The sequence below is a fragment of the Pseudomonas sp. G5(2012) genome (assembly GCF_000408945.1).
Taxonomy (GTDB): Bacteria; Pseudomonadota; Gammaproteobacteria; order Pseudomonadales; family Pseudomonadaceae; genus Aquipseudomonas; species Aquipseudomonas umsongensis.
Genome location: NZ_APIO01000025.1, coordinates 90,465 through 110,466, shown reverse-complemented (window position 1 = coordinate 110,466; position 20,002 = coordinate 90,465). Strand labels below are relative to the sequence as shown.

General features: G+C 58.4%; 17 protein-coding genes and 2 tRNA genes. 1 reads left to right on the top strand and 18 read right to left on the bottom strand.

Annotation, left to right across the window (positions count from 1 at the left end):
- Positions 1–16: 16 nt before the first annotated feature.
- The 15 genes from pnp to rlmE all read right to left on the bottom strand — a co-directional run bounded on the left by pnp (position 17) and on the right by rlmE (position 15,338).
- Positions 17–2,122: a polyribonucleotide nucleotidyltransferase gene (gene pnp / locus PG5_RS07675; protein WP_020796539.1), complete on the bottom strand. Its 2,106-nt coding sequence runs from the start codon at positions 2,120–2,122 to the stop codon at positions 17–19.
- Positions 2,123–2,331: 209 nt separating this feature from the next.
- Positions 2,332–2,601 carry a 30S ribosomal protein S15 gene (rpsO, locus tag PG5_RS07670; protein ID WP_011332409.1) on the bottom strand — a complete coding sequence of 90 codons (270 nt, stop codon included), beginning with the start codon at positions 2,599–2,601 and terminating at the stop codon, positions 2,332–2,334.
- A gap of 115 nt (positions 2,602–2,716) precedes the next feature.
- Positions 2,717–3,634, bottom strand: a complete 918-nt coding sequence (gene truB, locus PG5_RS07665; RefSeq protein ID WP_020796537.1) for a tRNA pseudouridine(55) synthase TruB — start codon at positions 3,632–3,634, stop codon at positions 2,717–2,719.
- 3 nt (positions 3,635–3,637) lie between these two features.
- The gene (rbfA, locus tag PG5_RS07660; protein ID WP_020796536.1) at positions 3,638–4,039 is read right to left on the bottom strand and encodes a 30S ribosome-binding factor RbfA; all 402 of its coding nucleotides are present in this window, start codon (positions 4,037–4,039) and stop codon (positions 3,638–3,640) included.
- A gap of 159 nt (positions 4,040–4,198) precedes the next feature.
- On the bottom strand, positions 4,199–6,724 hold the full coding sequence (gene infB, locus PG5_RS07655; protein WP_020796535.1) for a translation initiation factor IF-2: 2,526 nt from the start codon (positions 6,722–6,724) through the stop codon (positions 4,199–4,201).
- A gap of 27 nt (positions 6,725–6,751) precedes the next feature.
- A complete protein-coding gene (gene nusA, locus PG5_RS07650; RefSeq protein WP_020796534.1) occupies positions 6,752–8,233 on the bottom strand; it encodes a transcription termination factor NusA in 1,482 nt (493 codons plus the stop codon).
- A 59-nt stretch (positions 8,234–8,292) separates the two neighbouring features.
- Positions 8,293–8,751 (bottom strand): ribosome maturation factor RimP, encoded by a 459-nt coding sequence (gene rimP, locus PG5_RS07645; RefSeq protein ID WP_007973115.1) that lies wholly within the window; start codon positions 8,749–8,751, stop codon positions 8,293–8,295.
- A gap of 138 nt (positions 8,752–8,889) precedes the next feature.
- Positions 8,890–8,966, bottom strand: a tRNA-Met gene (locus PG5_RS07640).
- 97 nt (positions 8,967–9,063) lie between these two features.
- Positions 9,064–9,149 (bottom strand) — tRNA-Leu (locus tag PG5_RS07635).
- 22 nt (positions 9,150–9,171) lie between these two features.
- Positions 9,172–9,555 carry a preprotein translocase subunit SecG gene (gene secG / locus PG5_RS07630; RefSeq protein ID WP_017336473.1) on the bottom strand — a complete coding sequence of 128 codons (384 nt, stop codon included), beginning with the start codon at positions 9,553–9,555 and terminating at the stop codon, positions 9,172–9,174.
- Positions 9,556–9,559: 4 nt separating this feature from the next.
- Complete coding sequence (gene tpiA / locus PG5_RS07625) at positions 9,560–10,315, bottom strand: triose-phosphate isomerase (protein ID WP_033045245.1); 756 nt, start codon at positions 10,313–10,315, stop codon at positions 9,560–9,562.
- A gap of 66 nt (positions 10,316–10,381) precedes the next feature.
- The gene (gene glmM / locus PG5_RS07620; protein WP_020796532.1) at positions 10,382–11,719 is read right to left on the bottom strand and encodes a phosphoglucosamine mutase; all 1,338 of its coding nucleotides are present in this window, start codon (positions 11,717–11,719) and stop codon (positions 10,382–10,384) included.
- Between the two features lie 16 nt (positions 11,720–11,735).
- Positions 11,736–12,587 (bottom strand): dihydropteroate synthase, encoded by an 852-nt coding sequence (gene folP, locus PG5_RS07615; RefSeq protein ID WP_020796531.1) that lies wholly within the window; start codon positions 12,585–12,587, stop codon positions 11,736–11,738.
- Positions 12,588–12,595: 8 nt separating this feature from the next.
- Positions 12,596–14,506, bottom strand: a complete 1,911-nt coding sequence (ftsH, locus tag PG5_RS07610; protein WP_020796530.1) for an ATP-dependent zinc metalloprotease FtsH — start codon at positions 14,504–14,506, stop codon at positions 12,596–12,598.
- Between the two features lie 202 nt (positions 14,507–14,708).
- A complete protein-coding gene (gene rlmE, locus PG5_RS07605) occupies positions 14,709–15,338 on the bottom strand; it encodes a 23S rRNA (uridine(2552)-2'-O)-methyltransferase RlmE (RefSeq protein WP_008057410.1) in 630 nt (209 codons plus the stop codon).
- A gap of 101 nt (positions 15,339–15,439) precedes the next feature.
- Here rlmE and PG5_RS07600 point away from each other — a divergent pair, with 101 nt between their 5' ends.
- Positions 15,440–15,748, top strand: a complete 309-nt coding sequence (locus PG5_RS07600) for a YhbY family RNA-binding protein (RefSeq protein ID WP_020796529.1) — start codon at positions 15,440–15,442, stop codon at positions 15,746–15,748.
- Positions 15,749–15,757: 9 nt separating this feature from the next.
- Here PG5_RS07600 and PG5_RS07595 read toward each other — a convergent pair whose 3' ends face one another.
- The 3 genes from PG5_RS07595 to carB are packed head-to-tail and all read right to left on the bottom strand — an operon-like array spanning position 15,758 to position 19,891.
- Complete coding sequence (locus PG5_RS07595; RefSeq protein ID WP_020796528.1) at positions 15,758–16,162, bottom strand: hypothetical protein; 405 nt, start codon at positions 16,160–16,162, stop codon at positions 15,758–15,760.
- 28 nt (positions 16,163–16,190) lie between these two features.
- Positions 16,191–16,667, bottom strand: a complete 477-nt coding sequence (greA, locus tag PG5_RS07590; RefSeq protein ID WP_032831479.1) for a transcription elongation factor GreA — start codon at positions 16,665–16,667, stop codon at positions 16,191–16,193.
- A gap of 2 nt (positions 16,668–16,669) precedes the next feature.
- Positions 16,670–19,891 (bottom strand): carbamoyl-phosphate synthase large subunit, encoded by a 3,222-nt coding sequence (gene carB, locus PG5_RS07585; RefSeq protein WP_020796527.1) that lies wholly within the window; start codon positions 19,889–19,891, stop codon positions 16,670–16,672.
- Between the last annotated feature and the right edge of the window lie 111 nt (positions 19,892–20,002).

Below are 20,002 nucleotides of genomic sequence, written 5' to 3'. Positions count from 1 at the left end.
TCAGATGCGGGAGTGATTAAACGCCCGAAGCCTTCGCCGCCGCTACGTCCTTGATGGACAGCTTGATACGGCCGCGGTTGTCCACGTCCAGTACCAGCACTTCCACTTCCTGACCTTCTTTCAGAATGTCAGTCACTTTCTCTACGCGAGCATCGCTCAGCATGGAGATGTGAACCAGACCGTCCTTGCCAGGCAGGATGTTGACGAATGCGCCGAAGTCGACGATGCGCTCAACCTTACCGACGTAGATCTTGCCGATTTCGGCTTCAGCGGTAATACCCAGGACGCGCTGACGCGCAGCTTCTGCAGCTTCCTTGGTTTCACCGAAGATCTTGATCGAACCGTCGTCTTCGATGTCGATCGAAGCCTTGGTCTCTTCACAGATCGCACGAATGGTCGCGCCGCCTTTACCGATGACATCACGGATTTTGTCGGTGTCAATTTTCATCGCGATCATGGTCGGAGCGTTTTCCGACAGCTCGGTACGCGACTGGCCAATGATCTGGTTCATCTGGCCGAGGATGTTCAGGCGCGCTTCCAGGGCTTGGCCCAGAGCGATCTCCATGATCTCTTCGGTGATGCCCTTGATCTTGATGTCCATCTGCAGCGCGGTCACGCCTTTGGCGGTACCGGCTACCTTGAAGTCCATGTCGCCCAGGTGGTCTTCGTCACCCAGGATGTCGGTCAGGACGGCGAATTTCTCGCCTTCTTTAACCAGACCCATGGCGATACCGGCAACCGGTGCCTTCATTGGGACGCCAGCGTCCATCAGGGCCAGGGAAGCACCGCAAACGGAAGCCATGGAGCTCGAACCGTTGGATTCGGTGATTTCCGATACAACGCGGATGGTGTACGGGAACACGTCAGCGGCAGGCAGCATGGCCTGAACCGAACGACGTGCCAGGCGGCCGTGCCCGATTTCACGACGACCAGCGCCACCCATGCGACCACACTCGCCCACCGAGAACGGAGGGAAGTTGTAGTGCAGCATGAACGGGTCTTTTTTCTCGCCTTCCAGGGTGTCCAGAAGTTGTGCGTCACGGGCAGTACCCAGCGTCGCAACTACCAGGGCCTGGGTTTCGCCACGGGTGAACAGGGCCGAACCGTGAGTCTTCGGCAGAACGCCGACTTCGATGTTCAGCGGACGTACGGTACGGGTGTCGCGACCGTCGATACGTGGCTTGCCGTTCACGATGTTTTCGCGAACGGTGCGGTATTCGATTTCGCCGAAAGCCGCTTTGACTTCAGCAGCGGAAGGTTGGCCTTCTTCGCCGGACAGCTTGGCGACGACCTGGTCCTTCAGCTCACCCAGGCGAGCGTAACGGTCAGCCTTGATGGTGATGGTGTAGGCCTGGGAGATCGCCTCGCCGAACTCGGCGCGGATCGCACCCAGCAGTTCAGTGGCTTCAGCTTGCGGAGCCCAGGTCCAGGTTGGCTTGGCAGCTTCGGCAGCCAGCTCCTTGACGGCCTGGATCACGGCCTGGAATTCGTCGTGGGCGAACAATACTGCGCCCAGCATCTGGTCTTCGGTCAGCTCTTTGGCTTCCGATTCAACCATCAGGACAGCTTCCGAAGTACCGGCAACGACCATGTCCAGGCTCGAAGCCTTCAGTTGTTCGTAAGTCGGGTTCAGCAGGTAGCCGGTGCTTTCGTGGAAGGCAACGCGGGCAGCGCCGATCGGGCCATCGAAAGGAATGCCGGAGATGGCCAGGGCAGCCGAGGTACCGATCATCGCAGCGATGTCCGGATCGGTCTTCTTGCTGGTGGACACGACGGTGCAGACAACCTGCACTTCGTTCATGAAGCCTTCAGGGAACAGCGGACGGATCGGACGGTCGATCAGTCGGGAAGTCAGGGTTTCTTTCTCGGAAGGACGGCCTTCGCGCTTGAAGAAACCGCCAGGGATCTTACCGGCAGCGTAAGTCTTTTCCTGGTAGTGAACAGACAGTGGGAAGAAACCCTTGCCTGGATCGGCTTGCTTGGCACCAACGACGGTCACCAATACGCTGACGTCGTCGTCAACGGTGACCAATACTGCGCCGGAGGCCTGACGGGCGATACGGCCAGTCTCGAGGGTAACGGTCGACTGACCGAACTGGAATTTTTTGATTACCGGGTTCACGGTGTCCTACCTTCTTTTGTGGCTCTTGGGGAAACTGGGTTCTTGCGAAATTCTTGGGCAACACCGGGAATCGGCCCGACGGGTTGTCCTGGGTGCTCTTGCACAGGCAAAACGAGTATCCAGATAAAACTTGAGGCTGGGAGCCTGCCATGCACCGGCGGAAACCCGCTGACGCATGACAGACAACCAACCTCTAGCGCAATCGCTGATTAGCGACGCAGACCCAGGCGAGCGATCAGAGCGCTGTAACGGCTCACGTCCTTGCCTTTCAGGTAGTCCAGCAGCTTACGACGCTGGTTAACCATGCGGATCAGACCACGACGGGAGTGGTGATCTTTACCGTTGGCCTTGAAGTGACCTTGCAGTTTGTTGATGTTGGCGGTCAGCAGTGCAACTTGCACTTCTGGCGAACCAGTGTCACCAACAGCTTGCTGGTAGTCAGCTACGATTTGAGCTTTTTCTTGAACGTCGAGAGCCATGTGGCAATCCTTTTATCAGGAAACTGTTTCAAAAACAGTTTCAACAGGCCAGGGACAAATCCCTGTATCTAAAAATGAGTAGTGACCGTGCCTGCTAACAGCCACACTCGTCCGGTCATTCTGACCGAATCAGTCGACGCGGCGCGATGCGCCCGTCTTCGCTCACTTCACCAATACCGATGAAGCGACCATTGTGATCCTGTACCCGTACCATGCCGAACTTCGGGGCATCCGGGGCGCGTACCGGCTGGCCATTGAGCCAGTAGAACGCGCTCGCTTCCGAGAACTGCAACAGTGGCCAATCCAGCAGGCCGCTGTCCGATGGCATCAGGAAGCGGTCGACCGCCTCGTTGCCGCCTTCGGCATGTACCGCTTCCAGCTCTTCGAGGGTCACGGTCTGCGCCAGGGTGAAAGGCCCGGCCTGGGTACGTCGCAGTTCTGCAACGTAAGCGCCACAACCGAGTTGCTCACCGATATCCTCCACCAGGGTGCGAATATAGGTGCCTTTGGTGCAATCCACCGCAAGCCGCGCAGTATCCCCTTCGAAGGCCAGCAATTCCAAGCGCGTAATAGTAACAGAACGCGGTTCGCGCTCCACTACTTCACCTGCACGGGCCAGCTTGTACAAGGGCTGCCCATCACGCTTGAGAGCCGAGTACATCGGCGGTATCTGACTGATTTGCCCACGAAATTGCGGTAATACAGCTTCGATATCGGCGCGACCAACGGTCACCGGGCGCTCCTGCAAAACCTCGCCCTCGGCATCGGCCGTGGTGGTTGTCTTGCCCAGTTGCGCGAGGGTTTCGTAACCCTTGTCGGAATCGAGCAGGTACTGCGAGAACTTGGTGGCCTCACCGAAGCACAGCGGCAACACGCCAGTGGCCAGCGGATCGAGACTACCGGTGTGCCCGGCCTTCTCGGCGTTGAGCAACCAGCGGACCTTCTGCAAGGCTGCGTTGGAGGTGAACCCCAGCGGCTTGTCGAGCAGGATGATGCCGCTGACGTTACGACGGATACGTTTGACCTGAGCCACCGATTACTCCTTGGTGTCTTCGGCTTGTGCCGTAACCGAGTGCTGGTTGTCTTCAGCCACTGCGCGCTCGATCAAGGCCGACAGATGCGCACCGCGCACGACGCTTTCATCGTAGTGGAAGTGCAACTGTGGAACGCTGCGCAGCTTCATCTCGCGAGCCAGTTGCATGCGCAGGAAGCCAGCGGCGGAGTTGAGCACCTTGATGCTTTGCGCGATCTCTTCGTGACTGTCCTGGCCCATCACGGTGATGAAAATCTTGGCGTGACCGACGTCACGGCTGACTTCCACAGCGGTAATGGTGACCAGGCCGACGCGCGGGTCTTTGACTTCACGACGGATCAGTTGTGCCAGCTCACGCTGCATCTGATCGCCGATACGTTGGGTACGGCTGTATTCTTTTGCCATGTCTTGTTACCTGTTACTGCCCCACGGTGAAACCCGTAAGGTCTGAAAGCGGCAAACGCCCGGCCTGACAAAAGCCAGACCGGGCGTTGCGTTTAGAGTCCGGGCGATGCGCCGCGCAATTGCATGCGGCTGGCCATCACGGCTCTTGAAGTGCGCGAGTTAGAGGCTGCGAGCAACCTGGACCTTCTCGAAGACTTCGATCTTGTCACCGACCTTGACGTCGTTGTAGCTCTTCACGCCGATACCGCATTCCATGCCGGCACGTACTTCGGAAGCGTCATCCTTGAAGCGACGCAGGGATTCCAGCTCGCCTTCGAAGATAACGATGTCTTCACGCAGTACTCGGATTGGACGGTTACGGTGAACAACACCTTCGATCACCATGCAACCGGCGATCGCGCCAAACTTCGGCGAACGGAACACGTCACGCACTTCGGCGATGCCCAGGATGTTCTCGCGAACGTCGCTGCCGAGCATACCGGTCAAGGCTTTCTTGACGTCTTCGATGATGTCGTAGATCACGTTGTAGTAACGCATATCCAGACCTTCCTGCTCGACGATCTTGCGAGCGCCGGCATCGGCACGCACGTTGAAGCCGAACAGTACAGCGTTGGAAGCCAGTGCCAGGTTGGCGTCGGATTCGGTAATACCACCAACACCGCCACCGACCACGCGCACTTGCACTTCGTCGTTGCCCAGGCCGTTCAGGGCACCGTTCAACGCTTCCAGCGAACCACGGACGTCGGATTTGAGGACGATGTTGAGCGTCTTCTTCTCTTCCTGACCCATGTTTTCGAAGATGTTTTCCAGCTTGCCGGCGTGAGCACGGGCCAGCTTGACTTCGCGGAACTTGCCTTGACGGAACAGAGCCACTTCACGGGCTTTCTTCTCGTCGGCAACCACGCTCATCTCGTCGCCAGCGTCCGGGGTACCGTCCAGGCCGAGGATCTCGACAGGGATGGCCGGACCGGCTTCCTTGATTGGCTTGCCGTTCTCGTCGAGCATGGCACGAACGCGGCCATAGTTCGAACCGACCAGGACCATGTCGCCCTGGCGCAGGGTACCGTCTTGAACCAGAACGGTAGCCACCGGGCCACGACCCTTGTCCAGACGGGATTCAACCACGACACCACGGCCAGGAGCCGATGGCGTTGCAGTCAGTTCCAGGACCTCGGCTTGCAGCAGTACCGCTTCGAGCAATTCGTCGACGCCAGTACCCATTTTCGCCGAAACCGGTACGAATGGAGTGTCACCACCCCACTCTTCCGACGTCACGCCGTGTACCGACAGCTCGCTACGAATGCGATCGAGGTCAGCACCTGGCTTGTCGATCTTGTTCACTGCGACAACCAGCGGAACGCCAGCAGCCTTGGCGTGCTGAACAGCCTCGATGGTCTGTGGCATCACGCCGTCGTCCGCCGCAACCACCAGGATCACGATGTCAGTCGCCTTGGCACCACGGGCACGCATTGCGGTAAACGCGGCGTGACCAGGGGTGTCGAGGAACGTCACCATGCCACGGTCGGTTTCAACGTGGTAGGCACCGATGTGCTGGGTGATACCGCCGGCTTCGCCAGCAGCTACCTTGGCACGACGGATGTAGTCGAGCAGGGAAGTCTTACCGTGGTCAACGTGGCCCATTACGGTCACGACCGGTGCACGGGAAACCGCCTCACCTTCAAACTTCAGGGACTCAGCCAGGGAATCTTCCAGGGCGGTGTCGCTGACCAGGGTCACTTTGTGGCCCAGCTCTTCGGCAACCAGCTGGGCAGTTTCCTGGTCCAGTACCTGGTTGATGGTCGCTGGGGTACCCAGTTTGAACATGAACTTGATGATTTCAGCAGCCTTGACCGACATCTGCTGGGCGAGATCGCCCACAGTGATGGTCTCGCCGATCTTCACTTCGCGCACGACAGGGCCGGTTGGGCTCTGGAAACCGTGGGCGTTGCGCTTCTTCAGCTTGGCCTTGCCGCGACCACCACGACGGAAGCCATCGCTTTCTTCGTCGGTAGTACGTGGGGCAACGCGTGGCGCAGGCGCCTTCTCCTTGACCGAAGCACGATGCGGAGCGTTTTTGCGCTCACCATCGCCGCCACCGCGACGACTGTTGTCGTCGGCACGTGGCTTATCCGGACGACGCTGCTCGTCGCGCTTGCGGGTATCGGCTGCAGGTGCCGGAGCGGCAGCCACGACCGGCGCGCTTTCGCGCACAGGCTCGGCCACCGCAGCTGGCGCTGCAGCAGGTTGGGCTTGGGCGGACGGCGCAGCAGCTGGCTGGCGACGCGCTTCTTCTTCGGCGCGGCGCTTGGCTTCTTCTTCAGCCTTCTGACGTGCAGCATTTTCTACTGCGCGACGTTCATCCAGTTCACGCTTGCGCTCGGCTTCGATTTCTTCCGGGCTGCGCTGTACGAAGACTTTCTTCTTGCGTACTTCAACGCTGATGCTTTTGCTGCCAGCAACACGCAGGGTGCTGGTGGTTTTACGCTGCAGCGTAATCTTGCGTGGTTCTTCCACTTTCGCCTTGTGACTGCTCTTCAAGTGAGTCAGCAACGATTGCTTCTCACTGTCAGTCACACTTTCTTCGGCGGCGGTGTGCGGCAGACCTGCCTCACGCATCTGCTGCAACAGGCGCTCTACCGGTGTTTTGACCTCATCGGCCAGTTGTTTCACCGTGACTTGCGTCATGCATTTCTCTCCTCAGGCCGCGCCTAATTACTCGAACCAGTGGGCTCGGGCGGCCATGATCAACTTGCCGGCACGATCATCGTCAATGCCGTCGATGTCGAGCAGGTCGTCAATAGACTGCTCGGCCAGGTCTTCGCGGGTAATTACGCCGCGCACCGCCAGTTCCATCGCCAAATCCTTGTCCATACCCTCAAGCGAGAGCAGGTCTTCGGCCGGATGGGCGTCTGCCAGCTTTTCCTCAGTAGCGATGGCTTTGGTCAACAAACGATCCTTGGCACGAGCGCGAAGCTCGTTGACGGTGTCTTCGTCAAAGCCGTCGATGTTGAGCATTTCTTCCAGCGGTACGTAGGCAATCTCTTCCAGGCTGGTAAAGCCTTCATCGACCAGCACCTGTGCCAGATCTTCGTCGACTTCCAGCTCGTCGATGAAGTTGCGCAGGATGTCGCCGGTTTCTGCTTGCTGCTTAGCCTGGATGTCCGATTCGGTCATCACGTTCAGGGTCCAGCCAGTCAACTGGCTGGCCAGACGCACGTTCTGACCACCACGACCGATGGCCTGAGCCAGATTGTCTGCGCCGACGGCGATGTCCATTGCATGGGCATCTTCGTCAACGATAATTGCCGCAACCTCAGCCGGGGACATGGCGTTGATCACGAACTGAGCCGGGTTGTCGTCCCACAGGACGATGTCCACACGCTCACCGCCCAACTCGCCCGACACTGCCTGGACGCGCGAACCGCGCATACCGATGCAAGCGCCCTGCGGGTCGATGCGTTTGTCCTTGGAGCGAACGGCGATCTTGGCGCGCGAACCCGGATCACGGGACGCAGCCATTACTTCGATCAGCCCTTCAGCAATTTCCGGCACTTCGATGCGGAACAACTCGATCAGCATTTCCGGCGCGGTACGCGACAGGATCAACTGCGGGCCGCGGTTCTCGGTGCGGATTTCCTTGAGCAGCGCACGCAAGCGCACGCCAACCCGGAAAGTTTCGCGAGAAATGATGTCCTCACGGGCCAGCAACGCTTCGGCGTTGTTGCCCAGATCAACGATCACGTTGTCGCGGGTAACTTTTTTCACGGTGCCGGAGATGATTTCACCCAGGCGTTCGCGGTAAGCGTCGACAACCTGGGCGCGCTCGGCTTCGCGAACCTTCTGCACGATGACTTGCTTGGCAGTCTGTGCAGCGATACGGCCGAATTCGATGGACTCGATCTTCTCTTCGACAACGTCACCGACCTTGGCGCCAGGATGCGTCTCGGCAACCTTGCTTGGCCAGGTTTCGATGGCCGGATCGTCAAGATCGTCTTCTTCGACGACCGTCCAGCGACGGAAAGTCTCGTACGCACCGGTGTGGCGGTTGATTTCCACACGCAGATCGACTTCGTCCTCGAAACGCTTTTTGGTAGCCGTGGCCAGAGCGAGCTCCAGCGCTTCAAAAATTACGTTAGCCGGTACGCCCTTTTCATTGGATACCGACTCAACAACCAGCAGTACTTCTTTGCTCATCGTACGCCTCGCCTTTCGCAAGCCATTGGATCCGCGGGATCCGCAGTATCTGGCACGCCTCAGTCAAAACTGGGAATAATGTTGGCCTTGTCGATCATATCGATCGGCAACAGGAACTCATGGTCTTCTACCTGCACCACGACGTCCTGCTCTTCTACACCGCGCAGAAGGCCCTGAAAGTTGCGTCGTCCTTCAAAAGGCGAGCGCAGCTTGATCTTCACTTGTTCACCGGCAAATTTTGCAAACTGCTCAAGAGTGAACAGCGGGCGTTCCATGCCTGGCGAGGAAACTTCGAGGGTGTATTCAACGGAGATTGGATCTTCAACATCCAGCACACCGCTGATCTGACGGCTGACGATGGCACAATCGTCCACCAGCACACCGCCCTCTTTATCAATATAAACGCGCAACATCGAGTGACGACCCTGAGCCGAAAACTCGATACCCCAGCATTCATAGCCTAGGGCCACGACCACCGGGGCCAGCAAGGCCTGCAACTCTTCTAGCTTGCTCGACACCTGAACCCCCTCGTGCATGTATGTGCATGCTATGCAAAATAAAAAAATGGGCGAAGCGCCCATCCTTGAAACGCCGTCGAACAGCGGCGTTGGAAGTGTCCAGCTAACAAAAAGCCCCTTAAAAGGGGCTCCTTAAACTGGTTGCGGGGGCCGGATTTGAACCGACGACCTTCGGGTTATGAGCCCGACGAGCTACCAGACTGCTCCACCCCGCGACAAAGCTGGGGCGGAAGTATACGACCGATCCCCGACAGGGTCAATGTAACCTTCCACCTGCAAGAAAGCCCGCAACAGCGGGCTCTCCTGACTAATTGGTACCGAGAAGGGGACTCGAACCCCTACACCCTATGGGCACAACCACCTCAAGGTTGCGTGTCTACCAATTCCACCACCTCGGCAATACTACGTTTGAAACCCTTCTTACTTCTGCTCTTGAGCTGGAGGCACGTCAGTCGCTGGAGTAGCCGACTTTTGCTCTTGAAGCACCGGGACATCATCAGAAGCCGGTTGTTGCTTTGGTACTTCCAACACTGCTGGGTTTGGCAAACCTACTTGAGTCAGCTGGTGAGCTTTCTCTTTAGCAAAGTAACCTAACCCTAAGCTGGTTATGAAGAAACCTGCGGCAAGTATAGCAGTAAACTTACTAAGAAAGGTAGAGGAACCTTGGCTTCCGAACACAGTATTTGAAGCACCTGCTCCGAAAGACGCGCCAGCGTCCGCACCTTTACCCTGCTGCAGCAAAACCAGAGCTACTACGCCCAATGCACCCAGCAGATGAAAAACGACTACGACTGTTTCCAGCATTTTTTCAGTTTCCCGCGGCGCGAATAATCGCACCGAACTCATCTGCATTCAGGGAAGCCCCACCAATGAGGCCCCCATCGATATCCGGCATGCCGAACAGTTCGACCGCATTGGCCGCCTTCACGCTGCCGCCGTATAGAAGCCGCACACCTTGTGCGACTTCAGAATTCTCTGCCGCCAACTGCGCGCGAATGGCTGCGTGCACATCCTGCGCCTGTTGCGGCGAAGCAGTCAGCCCGGTGCCAATGGCCCAGACCGGCTCGTAAGCAATTACTGCCTTTGCAAACGCACCGACACCCAACTCATCGATGATGCTGCCCAATTGCTGCGAGACAACCTCAAGGGTCTTCCCGGCTTCACGCTGCTCAAGGGTTTCCCCTATGCACAACACCGGAACCAGGCCACTTGCCTGTGCCGCTGCGAACTTGCGAATCAGCACTCCGTCCTGCTCACCCATTAACTGGCGGCGCTCGGAATGCCCGACAAGAACCAGGGAACAACCTGCATCCACCAACTGACTAGGCGAGACCTCACCGGTCAGCGCACCTTGTCCGGATTCCACCGCAGAATTCTGCGCACCGACCGAAATCGACTTTCCTTTCAAGCCATCAACCACTTGGCTGATATGCAACAAAGGCGGGAATACCGCTACTTCAACACCGCTCGGCAAGGCCAAGTCACGTAGGCCGTTGATCAGCTCAGCGACGCTGGCGCGGGTACCGTGCATCTTCCAGTTACCAGCTACCATAGGGCGACGCATGCTGTACCTCGTCGGTCAAAGTGGGCGCAGATGTTACCCAACACAATCGAGGCTGGCAAGCCGAATTCAGGCAGAAACTTCAGTAACCAGTTTTGCCAGCTCTTCGGCATAGCCGCGAACCAGGGTTTCGTCTTCGCCTTCGACCATCACACGCACCAGCGGCTCGGTCCCGGACTTGCGCAACAACACGCGCCCGCGACCCGCCATGGCCTGGGTGACACGCTCGCTGGCTTCCTTGACCGACGCATGCTCGAGCGGGTTTGCACCGCCACCGAAACGCACATTGATCAATACCTGAGGGCACTTGCGTAACGCCTGACGAGCCTCTGCCAACCCTTGCGAACGAGTCTTCAACGCCATCAACACCTGCAACGCGGCAATGATCGCATCACCGGTCGTGGTGTGATGGAAGCACACGATATGCCCCGAGTTCTCGCCACCGATCAGCCAGTTACGCTCCAGCAGGTCCGCGATCACATAACGGTCACCGACGTTGGCGCGCACAAAGGGAATCGCCAGGTCCGCGAGGGCGAGCTCCAGCCCCAGGTTACTCATCAACGTACCGACTACGCCGCCTTGCAGCTTGTCCTGTTCATGCAGATCGCGAGCGATGATAAACAGCAGCTCGTCGCCATCGACGATGGCACCGGTGTGATCAACCATCAACACCCGATCGCCGTCACCATCAAATGCGATACCCAGGTCGGCATGCTCGGCCAAGACGGCAGCCTGCAATTGGCCCATGTGGGTTGAACCGCAGTTGTCGTTGATGTTCAGGCCATTGGGGTGCGCGGACAGAACCACGACCTCGGCACCTAGCTCGCGAAATACGCTTGGCGCCACCTTGTACGTCGCACCGTGGGCGCAATCGATGACGATTTTCAGACCGGAGAAGCTGGTGCCGGTTGGCACGCTGCTCTTGCAGAATTCTATATAGCGGCCAGAGGCATCGTTGATTCGCGAGACCTTGCCGATCTTGCTCGACTCAACCACGGTCATCGGGGTGTCGAGCAACTCTTCGATCATGTGCTCGATCTCATCGGGAAGCTTGGTGCCCTTCCCGGAGAAAAACTTGATGCCATTGTCGTCATGGGGATTGTGCGAAGCACTGATCACGATGCCGGCTTCGGCATGAAAGGTACGCGTCAGGTAGGCGATGGCCGGTGTCGGCATCGGGCCCAGGAGCATCACGTCGGCACCCGCCGATGTCAGCCCGGCCTCGAGCGCCGATTCGAACATGTAACCGGAAATCCGCGTGTCCTTGCCCACCAGCACCTTGCACGCACCCATCTTGCGGAACGCCATGCCGGCAGCCCAGCCCAGCTTGAGCATGAAGTCAGGAGTGATCGGATAAACACCGACCCGACCGCGAATGCCGTCGGTGCCAAAATATTTCTTTGTCATAACTACTCCATAATTCTTATTCGGCTGATTCCACTGCGGTGATCATTTTCACCACATCAACTGTTTCAGCTACGTCATGGACACGCAATATACGCGCGCCCTTGTGCGTTGCCAGCGCCGCCAGGGCAAGACCGCCATACAGGCGCTCACCGACAGGGCGACTCAACGCTTGACCGATCATGCTCTTTCGCGACACCCCAACCAACAACGGGCGCCCCAAGGCATGCAAGGCTTCCATATGCTTGAACAAGCTTAGATTGTGCTGCAGATTTTTTGCGAACCCAAAACCCGGATCAAGAATGATCCGCTCAGCTGGAATCCCCACCGTCGCACATTGAGCCATGCGCTCGGCTAGAAACTCGCCCACCTCTTGGGTGACGTCCTGGTAGTGCGGGTTGTCCTGCATGTCACCCGGCTCACCGAGCATATGCATCAGGCAAACGGGCAAGCCGGTCGCCGCCGCCGCATCCAGGGCACCCTCGCGGCGCAAGGAACGCACGTCATTGATCAGGCCGGCACCCAGCCGCGCCGATTCGCGCATGACCGCGGGCGTGGAGGTATCGACCGAGATGATCACATCCAGTTCACGGTGAATCATTTCAACGATTGGTGCCACGCGCTCAAGCTCTTCGAGCGGTGAAACCGCCCTCGCGCCTGGCCGAGTAGACTCGCCGCCAACATCGATCAAGGTGGCGCCAGCCGCAACCATGGCTTGCGCATGGCGCAACGCCGTATCGAGCTGGCTGAATTTGCCACCATCGGAGAAAGAATCGGGAGTGACATTGAGAATGCCCATGACATGCGTCTGGGACAAATCAAGAACCCGGTTGCCGCAAGGCAACCGGGTCGAGGACTGAACAAAAGTCATTTCAAACCTTAAACGTCAGCAGCGGGACCGCCGATAGGTGTTTCCGGACGCTCACCCTGCACCGCTGGCGGCGTACCGGAGGTACCCGTGCCACCCGACCAGTCGCGAGGCTCGCGAGGTGTGCGTCCAGCCATGATGTCGTCGATCTGCTCGGCATCGATGGTTTCATACTTCATCAGGGCATCGGCCATGGCGTCGAGCTTGTCACGGTTGTCCGTGAGGATCTGCTTGGCGGTGCCGTAGCACTGGTCGATGATGCTGCGCACTTCGGAGTCGATCAGCTTGGCTGTCTCACCGGAGAAACTTGCACTCTGGCCACCGCCTCCGCGACCGAGGAACACTTCACCTTCCTCTTCAGCGTACATCAGCGGACCGAGTTTTTCGGAAAGACCCCACTTGGTCACCATGTTCCGTGCAATCTGGCTGGCACGCATGATGTCGTTGGACGCACCAGTGGTGACGCCATCGAAGCCCAGGGTCATTTCTTCAGCGATACGGCCACCGTAAAGCGAGCAGATCTGGCTGATCAGCGCACGCTTGGACAGGCTGTAGCGATCTTCTTCCGGCAGGAACATGGTCACGCCCAGCGCACGACCGCGCGGGATGATCGAGACCTTGTAAACCGGGTCATGCTCAGGCACGACGCGACCCACAATGGCGTGGCCAGCTTCGTGATAAGCGGTGTTCTGCTTTTCTTTCTCGGACATGACCATGGATTTGCGCTCGGCGCCCATCATGATCTTGTCCTTGGCCAGTTCGAACTCTTTCATTTCGACGATGCGCTTGCCGGCACGGGCAGCGAACAACGACGCCTCGTTGACCAGGTTGGCCAGGTCGGCACCAGAGAAACCCGGGGTACCACGAGCGATCACTGCCGGAGCGACGTCGTCGCCCATTGGCACCTTGCGCATGTGGACCTTGAGAATCTGTTCGCGACCACGGATATCCGGCAGACCGACCACGACCTGACGGTCGAAACGGCCCGGACGCAGCAGCGCAGGGTCCAACACGTCAGGACGGTTGGTCGCGGCAATCACGATGATGCCATCGTTCATTTCGAAGCCGTCCATCTCCACCAGCAACTGGTTGAGTGTCTGCTCGCGTTCGTCGTGACCACCGCCCATGCCGGCACCACGGTGGCGACCGACGGCGTCGATTTCATCGATGAAGATGATGCATGGAGCGTGTTTCTTGGCCTGTTCGAACATGTCGCGAACACGGCTTGCACCGACACCGACGAACATCTCGACGAAATCGGAACCGGAAATGGTAAAGAAAGGCACCTTGGCTTCGCCGGCAATCGCCTTGGCCAGCAAGGTCTTACCGGTACCCGGAGGACCGACCATCAATACGCCACGAGGAATGCGGCCACCCAGGCGCTGGAACTTGCCCGGATCACGCAGGAACTCGACCAGCTCACCGACTTCTTCCTTGGCTTCGTCGCAACCGGCAACGTCTGCCAGGGTGGTTTTCACCTGGTCTTCGGAGAGCAGGCGCGCCTTGCTCTTGCCAAAGCTCATCGGCCCGCCCTTGCCACCGGCACCGCCCTGCATCTGGCGCATGAAGAACATGAACACGGCGATGATCACCAGGATCGGGAAGCTCGCGACCAGGAGTTGGGTCCAGATGCTTTGCTGTTCAGGCTGCTTGCCTTCGACCACGACGTGGTTATCCACCAGGTCGCCGATCAGGCCGTTGTCCTGGATTGCCGGACGAATGGTCTTGAAGCTGTCGCCATCGTTGCGCTTGCCGGTAATCACGTAGCCATCAACCGCCACGCGCTCGACCTTGCCATCCTTGACCTGCTGGATGAAGTCGGAATAGTTGAGGGTCTGCGGCTCGTTAGGGCTGGAGAAGTTGTTCATCACTGTCACCAGGACAGCCGCGATGATCAACCACAGGATCAGATTCTTTGCCATATCGTTCAATTAACTACCCTCTGAAGCAAGCGCCGCTGTTGGCGCGCGCTTCGCATGATATTCACCGGCCTAACTTACTACATTACCTACAACTCTGGCAGGCGCCGTCTGTAACCCTTTGTGAAACTCTTCCTACACAATATTCGCTATTTCCCACAGGGCGAAATACGAAATTCCTATTGCCCTGCAAAAAAACCGCGTTTTATTCACTCCGGCCGCGGTAGCCCCAAGCCAGCATGTATTGCTCGCGGGAGCTGCCTCGGGAAGAGTCCGGCTTGATCATCTGGACCTTGTCGAATTTCTGACGAGCGTCCTTCACGTAAGCATCAAACCCTTCACCCTGAAAAACCTTGATCACAAAATTACCACCCGGCTTGAGTATCCGGGCTGCCAGATCAAGCGCCAGCTCGCAAAGAAACATGGCTTTGGGCATATCTACGGCAGGCGTACCACTCATATTGGGGGCCATATCGGAAATCACAAGGTCCACCGGCGAATTACCGACGGCGTCCAGGATCTGAGCGAGCACTTCGTCCTGGGTAAAGTCCCCCTGGATGAAAGTCACGTCCGGAATGCTGTCCATTTCCAGGATATCCGAGGCGATCAGGCGCCCCTGACCACCGATCAGCCGGCTAGTGACCTGCGACCAGCCACCAGGCGCCGCCCCCAGGTCAACAACGGTCATGCCCGGACGGATCAGCTTGTATTTCTCCTGGACCTCCAGAAGCTTGTAACTCGCACGCGAGCGGTAGCCATCCTTCTGCGCCTGCTTCACATAGGGATCATTGACATGTCTTTTCAGCCAACCAAGGCTTGTCTTGGAACGCGCCATTGGGCACCTCGATGATAAGGGTCGTGATTAGTTGGGCGGATCCACGAACCCTCGGGTAAAATGGCCGCCATTTTACAGAATCCAGACGAAAGGGTCAGATTATGCCGCTCACTCAAGAGCAGAAGAAACAGTACAAATCCATTGGCCACCATCTGAAACCGGTTTTGATTGTGGCTGACAACGGTTTGACTGAAGGTGTGTTAGCCGAATTTGAACGCGCATTGGCGGATCACGAACTGATCAAGATCAAGCTCAATATCCTCGATCGCGAATCGCGCCTGGCATCCATTGCCGAGCTGTGCAAGGTTGGCAAAGCGGATCTGGTACAGGTCATCGGCAAGATGGCACTGATTTACCGCAAGAACTTCAGCGTCAACAAGCAGCTGTCGAACGTCCATCGCTTCAAGTGATGACAAGGGTCAAGGGTGTGCTTCGCGCACCCTGACACTCCATCCGGGCACCGGCTGCATAATCAGCACCAGCCCCGAGAACCCCAAAACCAGATAGCTGAACACCTGCCAGCGCTGCGCATCCGGCCAGCCGATAGGCACGGCCACAAACATCGCACAGGCGCACAACGCGACCAGCAGCACCTGCCCACGAAAATCCCGCCATAGACTGGCAAGGCCATTAGCCTGTACCAGCACCAAAGCCTGAAAGATCACGCACACGGCGGCAAACCCCACCACCACGGTCTCGAACATGCCGGCGATCTCATCGATCAGCAACGGTGCCAGGCCAATTCGACCCAACACCGGCTGCAAACCGAGATGCACCAGCCACAGACCGCCGACCCACAACATCTGGGCCAGCTGCCAGAGCATGGCGCCCGCATTCAGCGGGCGCCTTGCTTCAGATGTGACGGACTTCGACAATCTCGTACTCGATAACGCCACCAGGCGTTTTGACGACGACCACATCACCCTCTTCCTTGCCGATCAAGGCTCGAGCCAAGGGTGAACCGACCGAAATCTTGCCGAGTTTGAAGTCAGCCTCATCCTCACCCACGATGTGGTAAGTGACGCTTTCATCAGTCTCGACGTTGGCGATTTCGACGGTGGTGCCGAAGATAACCTTGCCAGTGTGAGGAATGGTCGTGACGTCGATGATGACCTGATTCTGAATTCGGCCTTCGATGTCACGAATCCGCGCCTCGACCATACCCTGCTGCTCGCGAGCAGCGTGGTATTCGGCGTTTTCCTTCAAGTCGCCCAACTCACGGGCCGTACCGATGTCCTGGCTGAGCTTTGGACGGACGACTTTGGTCAGGTGAGCGTGCTCTTCCTCCAGGGCGCGAGCGCCCTGAACGGTCATCGGGTACTTCGTTATGCTCATGCCTTCAATCCTGCGTGTAGATCCTGCAAGCGGCGTACGGTCTTCTCGGGACCGAACTTCAGCGCTTCGCAGATCGCTTCGCCAGCAGCAATGGTGGTGGTGCAGTAAATCTTGTGCTGCAGGGCATTGCGACGAATGGAATAGGAGTCAGCGATCGACTGACGGCCTTCGGTGGTGTTGATGATCAAGGTGACTTCGTCATTCTTGATCATGTCGACTACGTGCGGACGCCCTTCGGTCACCTTGTTCACGCGGCGCACTTTCAGGCCTGCGGCTTCGATCAGCTTGGCAGTACCGGCAGTGGCAACCACTTCAAAGCCCAAGTTGATCAGATCACGGGCCACGCCTGCAACCAGTGGCTTGTCGTCATCACGTACGCTGATGAACGCAGTACCGCCGGTCGGCAGTACTTCGCTGGCACCCATCTGGGCCTTGGCGAATGCTTCACCGAAGGTGTCGCCCACGCCCATCACTTCGCCGGTCGACTTCATCTCTGGGCCGAGGATCGGGTCGACGCCAGGGAATTTGGCGAACGGGAACACCGCTTCTTTCACGCTGTAGAAGTTCGGGATAATTTCCTTGGTGAAACCCAGCTCCTGCAGGGTTTTACCGGCCATCACGCGCGCTGCGATCATCGCCAGGGAAACACCGATGCACTTGGACACGAACGGTACGGTACGCGAAGCGCGCGGGTTGACTTCGATGACGTAGATGTCTTCGCCTTGCAGCGCCAACTGAACGTTCATCAGGCCGACCACACCCAGTTCCAGGGCCATTTTCTTGACCTGTTCGCGCATTTCGTCCTGGATGTGCGCCGGCAGGGAGTATGGCGGCAGCGAGCACGCGGAGTCACCGGAGTGAACGCCGGCCTGCTCGATGTGCTGCATGATCGCGCCGATCACTACGTCCTTGCCGTCGCAGACCGCATCCACGTCCATTTCAATGGCGCAGTTGAGGAAGTGGTCCAGCAGCACCGGGCTGTCGTTGGACACTTGAACCGCTTCACGCAGGTAGCGCTTGAGTTCTTCTTCTTCGTAGACGATTTCCATCGCACGACCGCCCAGTACATAGGACGGGCGCACCACCAGCGGGTAACCGATCTTGCTGGCTGCACGAATCGCTTCGTCTTCGCTGCGCACAGTGGCGTTTGGCGGCTGACGCAGGTTCAGGCGCTGGACCATTTGCTGGAAGCGCTCGCGGTCTTCGGCACGGTCGATGGCGTCAGGGCTGGTGCCGATGATCGGCACGCCAGCGGCTTCCAGGGCACGGGCCAGTTTCAGCGGGGTCTGGCCGCCGTACTGGACGATCACGCCTTTTGGCTTCTCGACGCGGACGATTTCCAGCACGTCTTCCAGGGTCACTGGTTCGAAGTACAGGCGGTCGGAGGTGTCGTAGTCGGTGGAAACGGTTTCCGGGTTGCAGTTGACCATGATGGTCTCGTAACCGTCATCGCGCAGGGCCAGTGCCGCGTGTACGCAGCAGTAGTCGAACTCGATGCCCTGGCCGATACGGTTAGGACCGCCACCCAGGATCATGATCTTGTCGCGGCCCGACGGCGCGGCTTCGCACTCTTCTTCGTACGTGGAGTACAGGTACGCGGTATCGGTGGCGAACTCGGCGGCGCAGGTGTCGACGCGCTTGTAGACCGGGAAGATTTCCAGCTTGTGGCGGTGGGCACGCAGGCTCTTCTCGGTCACACCCAGCAGCTTGGCCAGGCGCATGTCGGAGAAGCCCTTGCGCTTGAGGCGGAACATCAGGTCACGGTCGATGCTGGTCAGACCCAGGGTCTTGACCTTCTCTTCGTCCTTGATCAGATCTTCCATCTGCACCAGGAACCAAGGATCGATCATGGTCATGCCGAAGATGTCTTCAACGCTCATGCCAGCGCGCATGGCGTCCGCCACGTACCAGATACGCTCGGCGCCCGGCACGGTCAGTTCGCGCTTGAGGATGCTCATGCTTTCCGGGTTGCGCAGGTCAACCTTCTCGTCCAGACCGCAAACACCGACTTCCAGGCCGCGCAGGGCTTTCTGCAGGGATTCCTGGAAGGTGCGGCCGATGGCCATGACTTCACCTACCGACTTCATCTGAGTGGTCAGGCGCGCATCAGCCTTGGAGAACTTCTCGAAGGCGAAACGTGGCAGCTTGGTCACGACGTAGTCGATGGACGGTTCGAAGGACGCCGGGGTCTTGCCGCCGGTGATGTCGTTCGACAGCTCATCCAGGGTGTAGCCCACAGCCAGCTTGGCCGCGACCTTGGCGATCGGGAAACCGGTGGCCTTCGAGGCCAGTGCCGAGGAACGGGATACACGCGGGTTCATTTCGATCACGACCATGCGGCCGGTGTTCGGGCAGATACCGAACTGAACGTTCGAACCGCCGGTTTCCACGCCGATCTCACGCAGTACCGCCAGGGAGGCGTTACGCAGGATCTGGTATTCCTTGTCGGTCAGGGTCTGTGCCGGCGCCACGGTGATCGAGTCACCCGTGTGCACGCCCATCGGGTCAAAGTTTTCGATGGAGCAGACGATGATGCAGTTGTCCTTTTTGTCGCGGACAACTTCCATTTCATATTCTTTCCAACCGATCAGCGATTCGTCGATCAGCAGCTCTTTGGTCGGAGACAGGTCCAGGCCGCGGGCGCAGATTTCTTCGAACTCTTCACGGTTGTACGCGATACCGCCACCGGTGCCGCCCATGGTGAAGGACGGACGGATGATGCACGGGAAGCCCAGCTTCTCGAGGACCGCATTGGCCTCTTCCATGCTGTGGGCGATGCCGGAACGCGGGCACGCCAGGCCGATGGATTTCATCGCCTTGTCGAAACGCGAACGGTCTTCAGCCTTGTCGATGGTGTCGGCGTTGGCACCGATCATTTCTACGCCGAACTTCTCCAGGACGCCTTCGCGCTCCAGGTCCAGGGCGCAGTTCAGGGCGGTCTGGCCGCCCATGGTCGGCAGCAGCGCGTCCGGACGCTCTTTCTCGATGATCTTGGCAACGGTCTGCCACTTGATCGGCTCGATGTAGGTGGCGTCGGCCATGGCCGGGTCGGTCATGATGGTGGCCGGGTTGGAGTTCACCAGGATGACGCGGTAGCCCTCTTCGCGCAGGGCTTTGCAGGCCTGGGCGCCGGAGTAGTCGAATTCGCAGGCCTGGCCGATCACGATCGGGCCAGCGCCAAGAATCAGGATGCTTTTAATGTCTGTACGTTTTGGCATGGGTTTGTCACTCAAATCCGCAGGTCAGTCGGCAAGCCGTCTTGTTCAATCTGTGAAGACTTGAAGGGGTCGCCGATATCGGGACCACCCTCAAGCTTTGCAACATCAGGG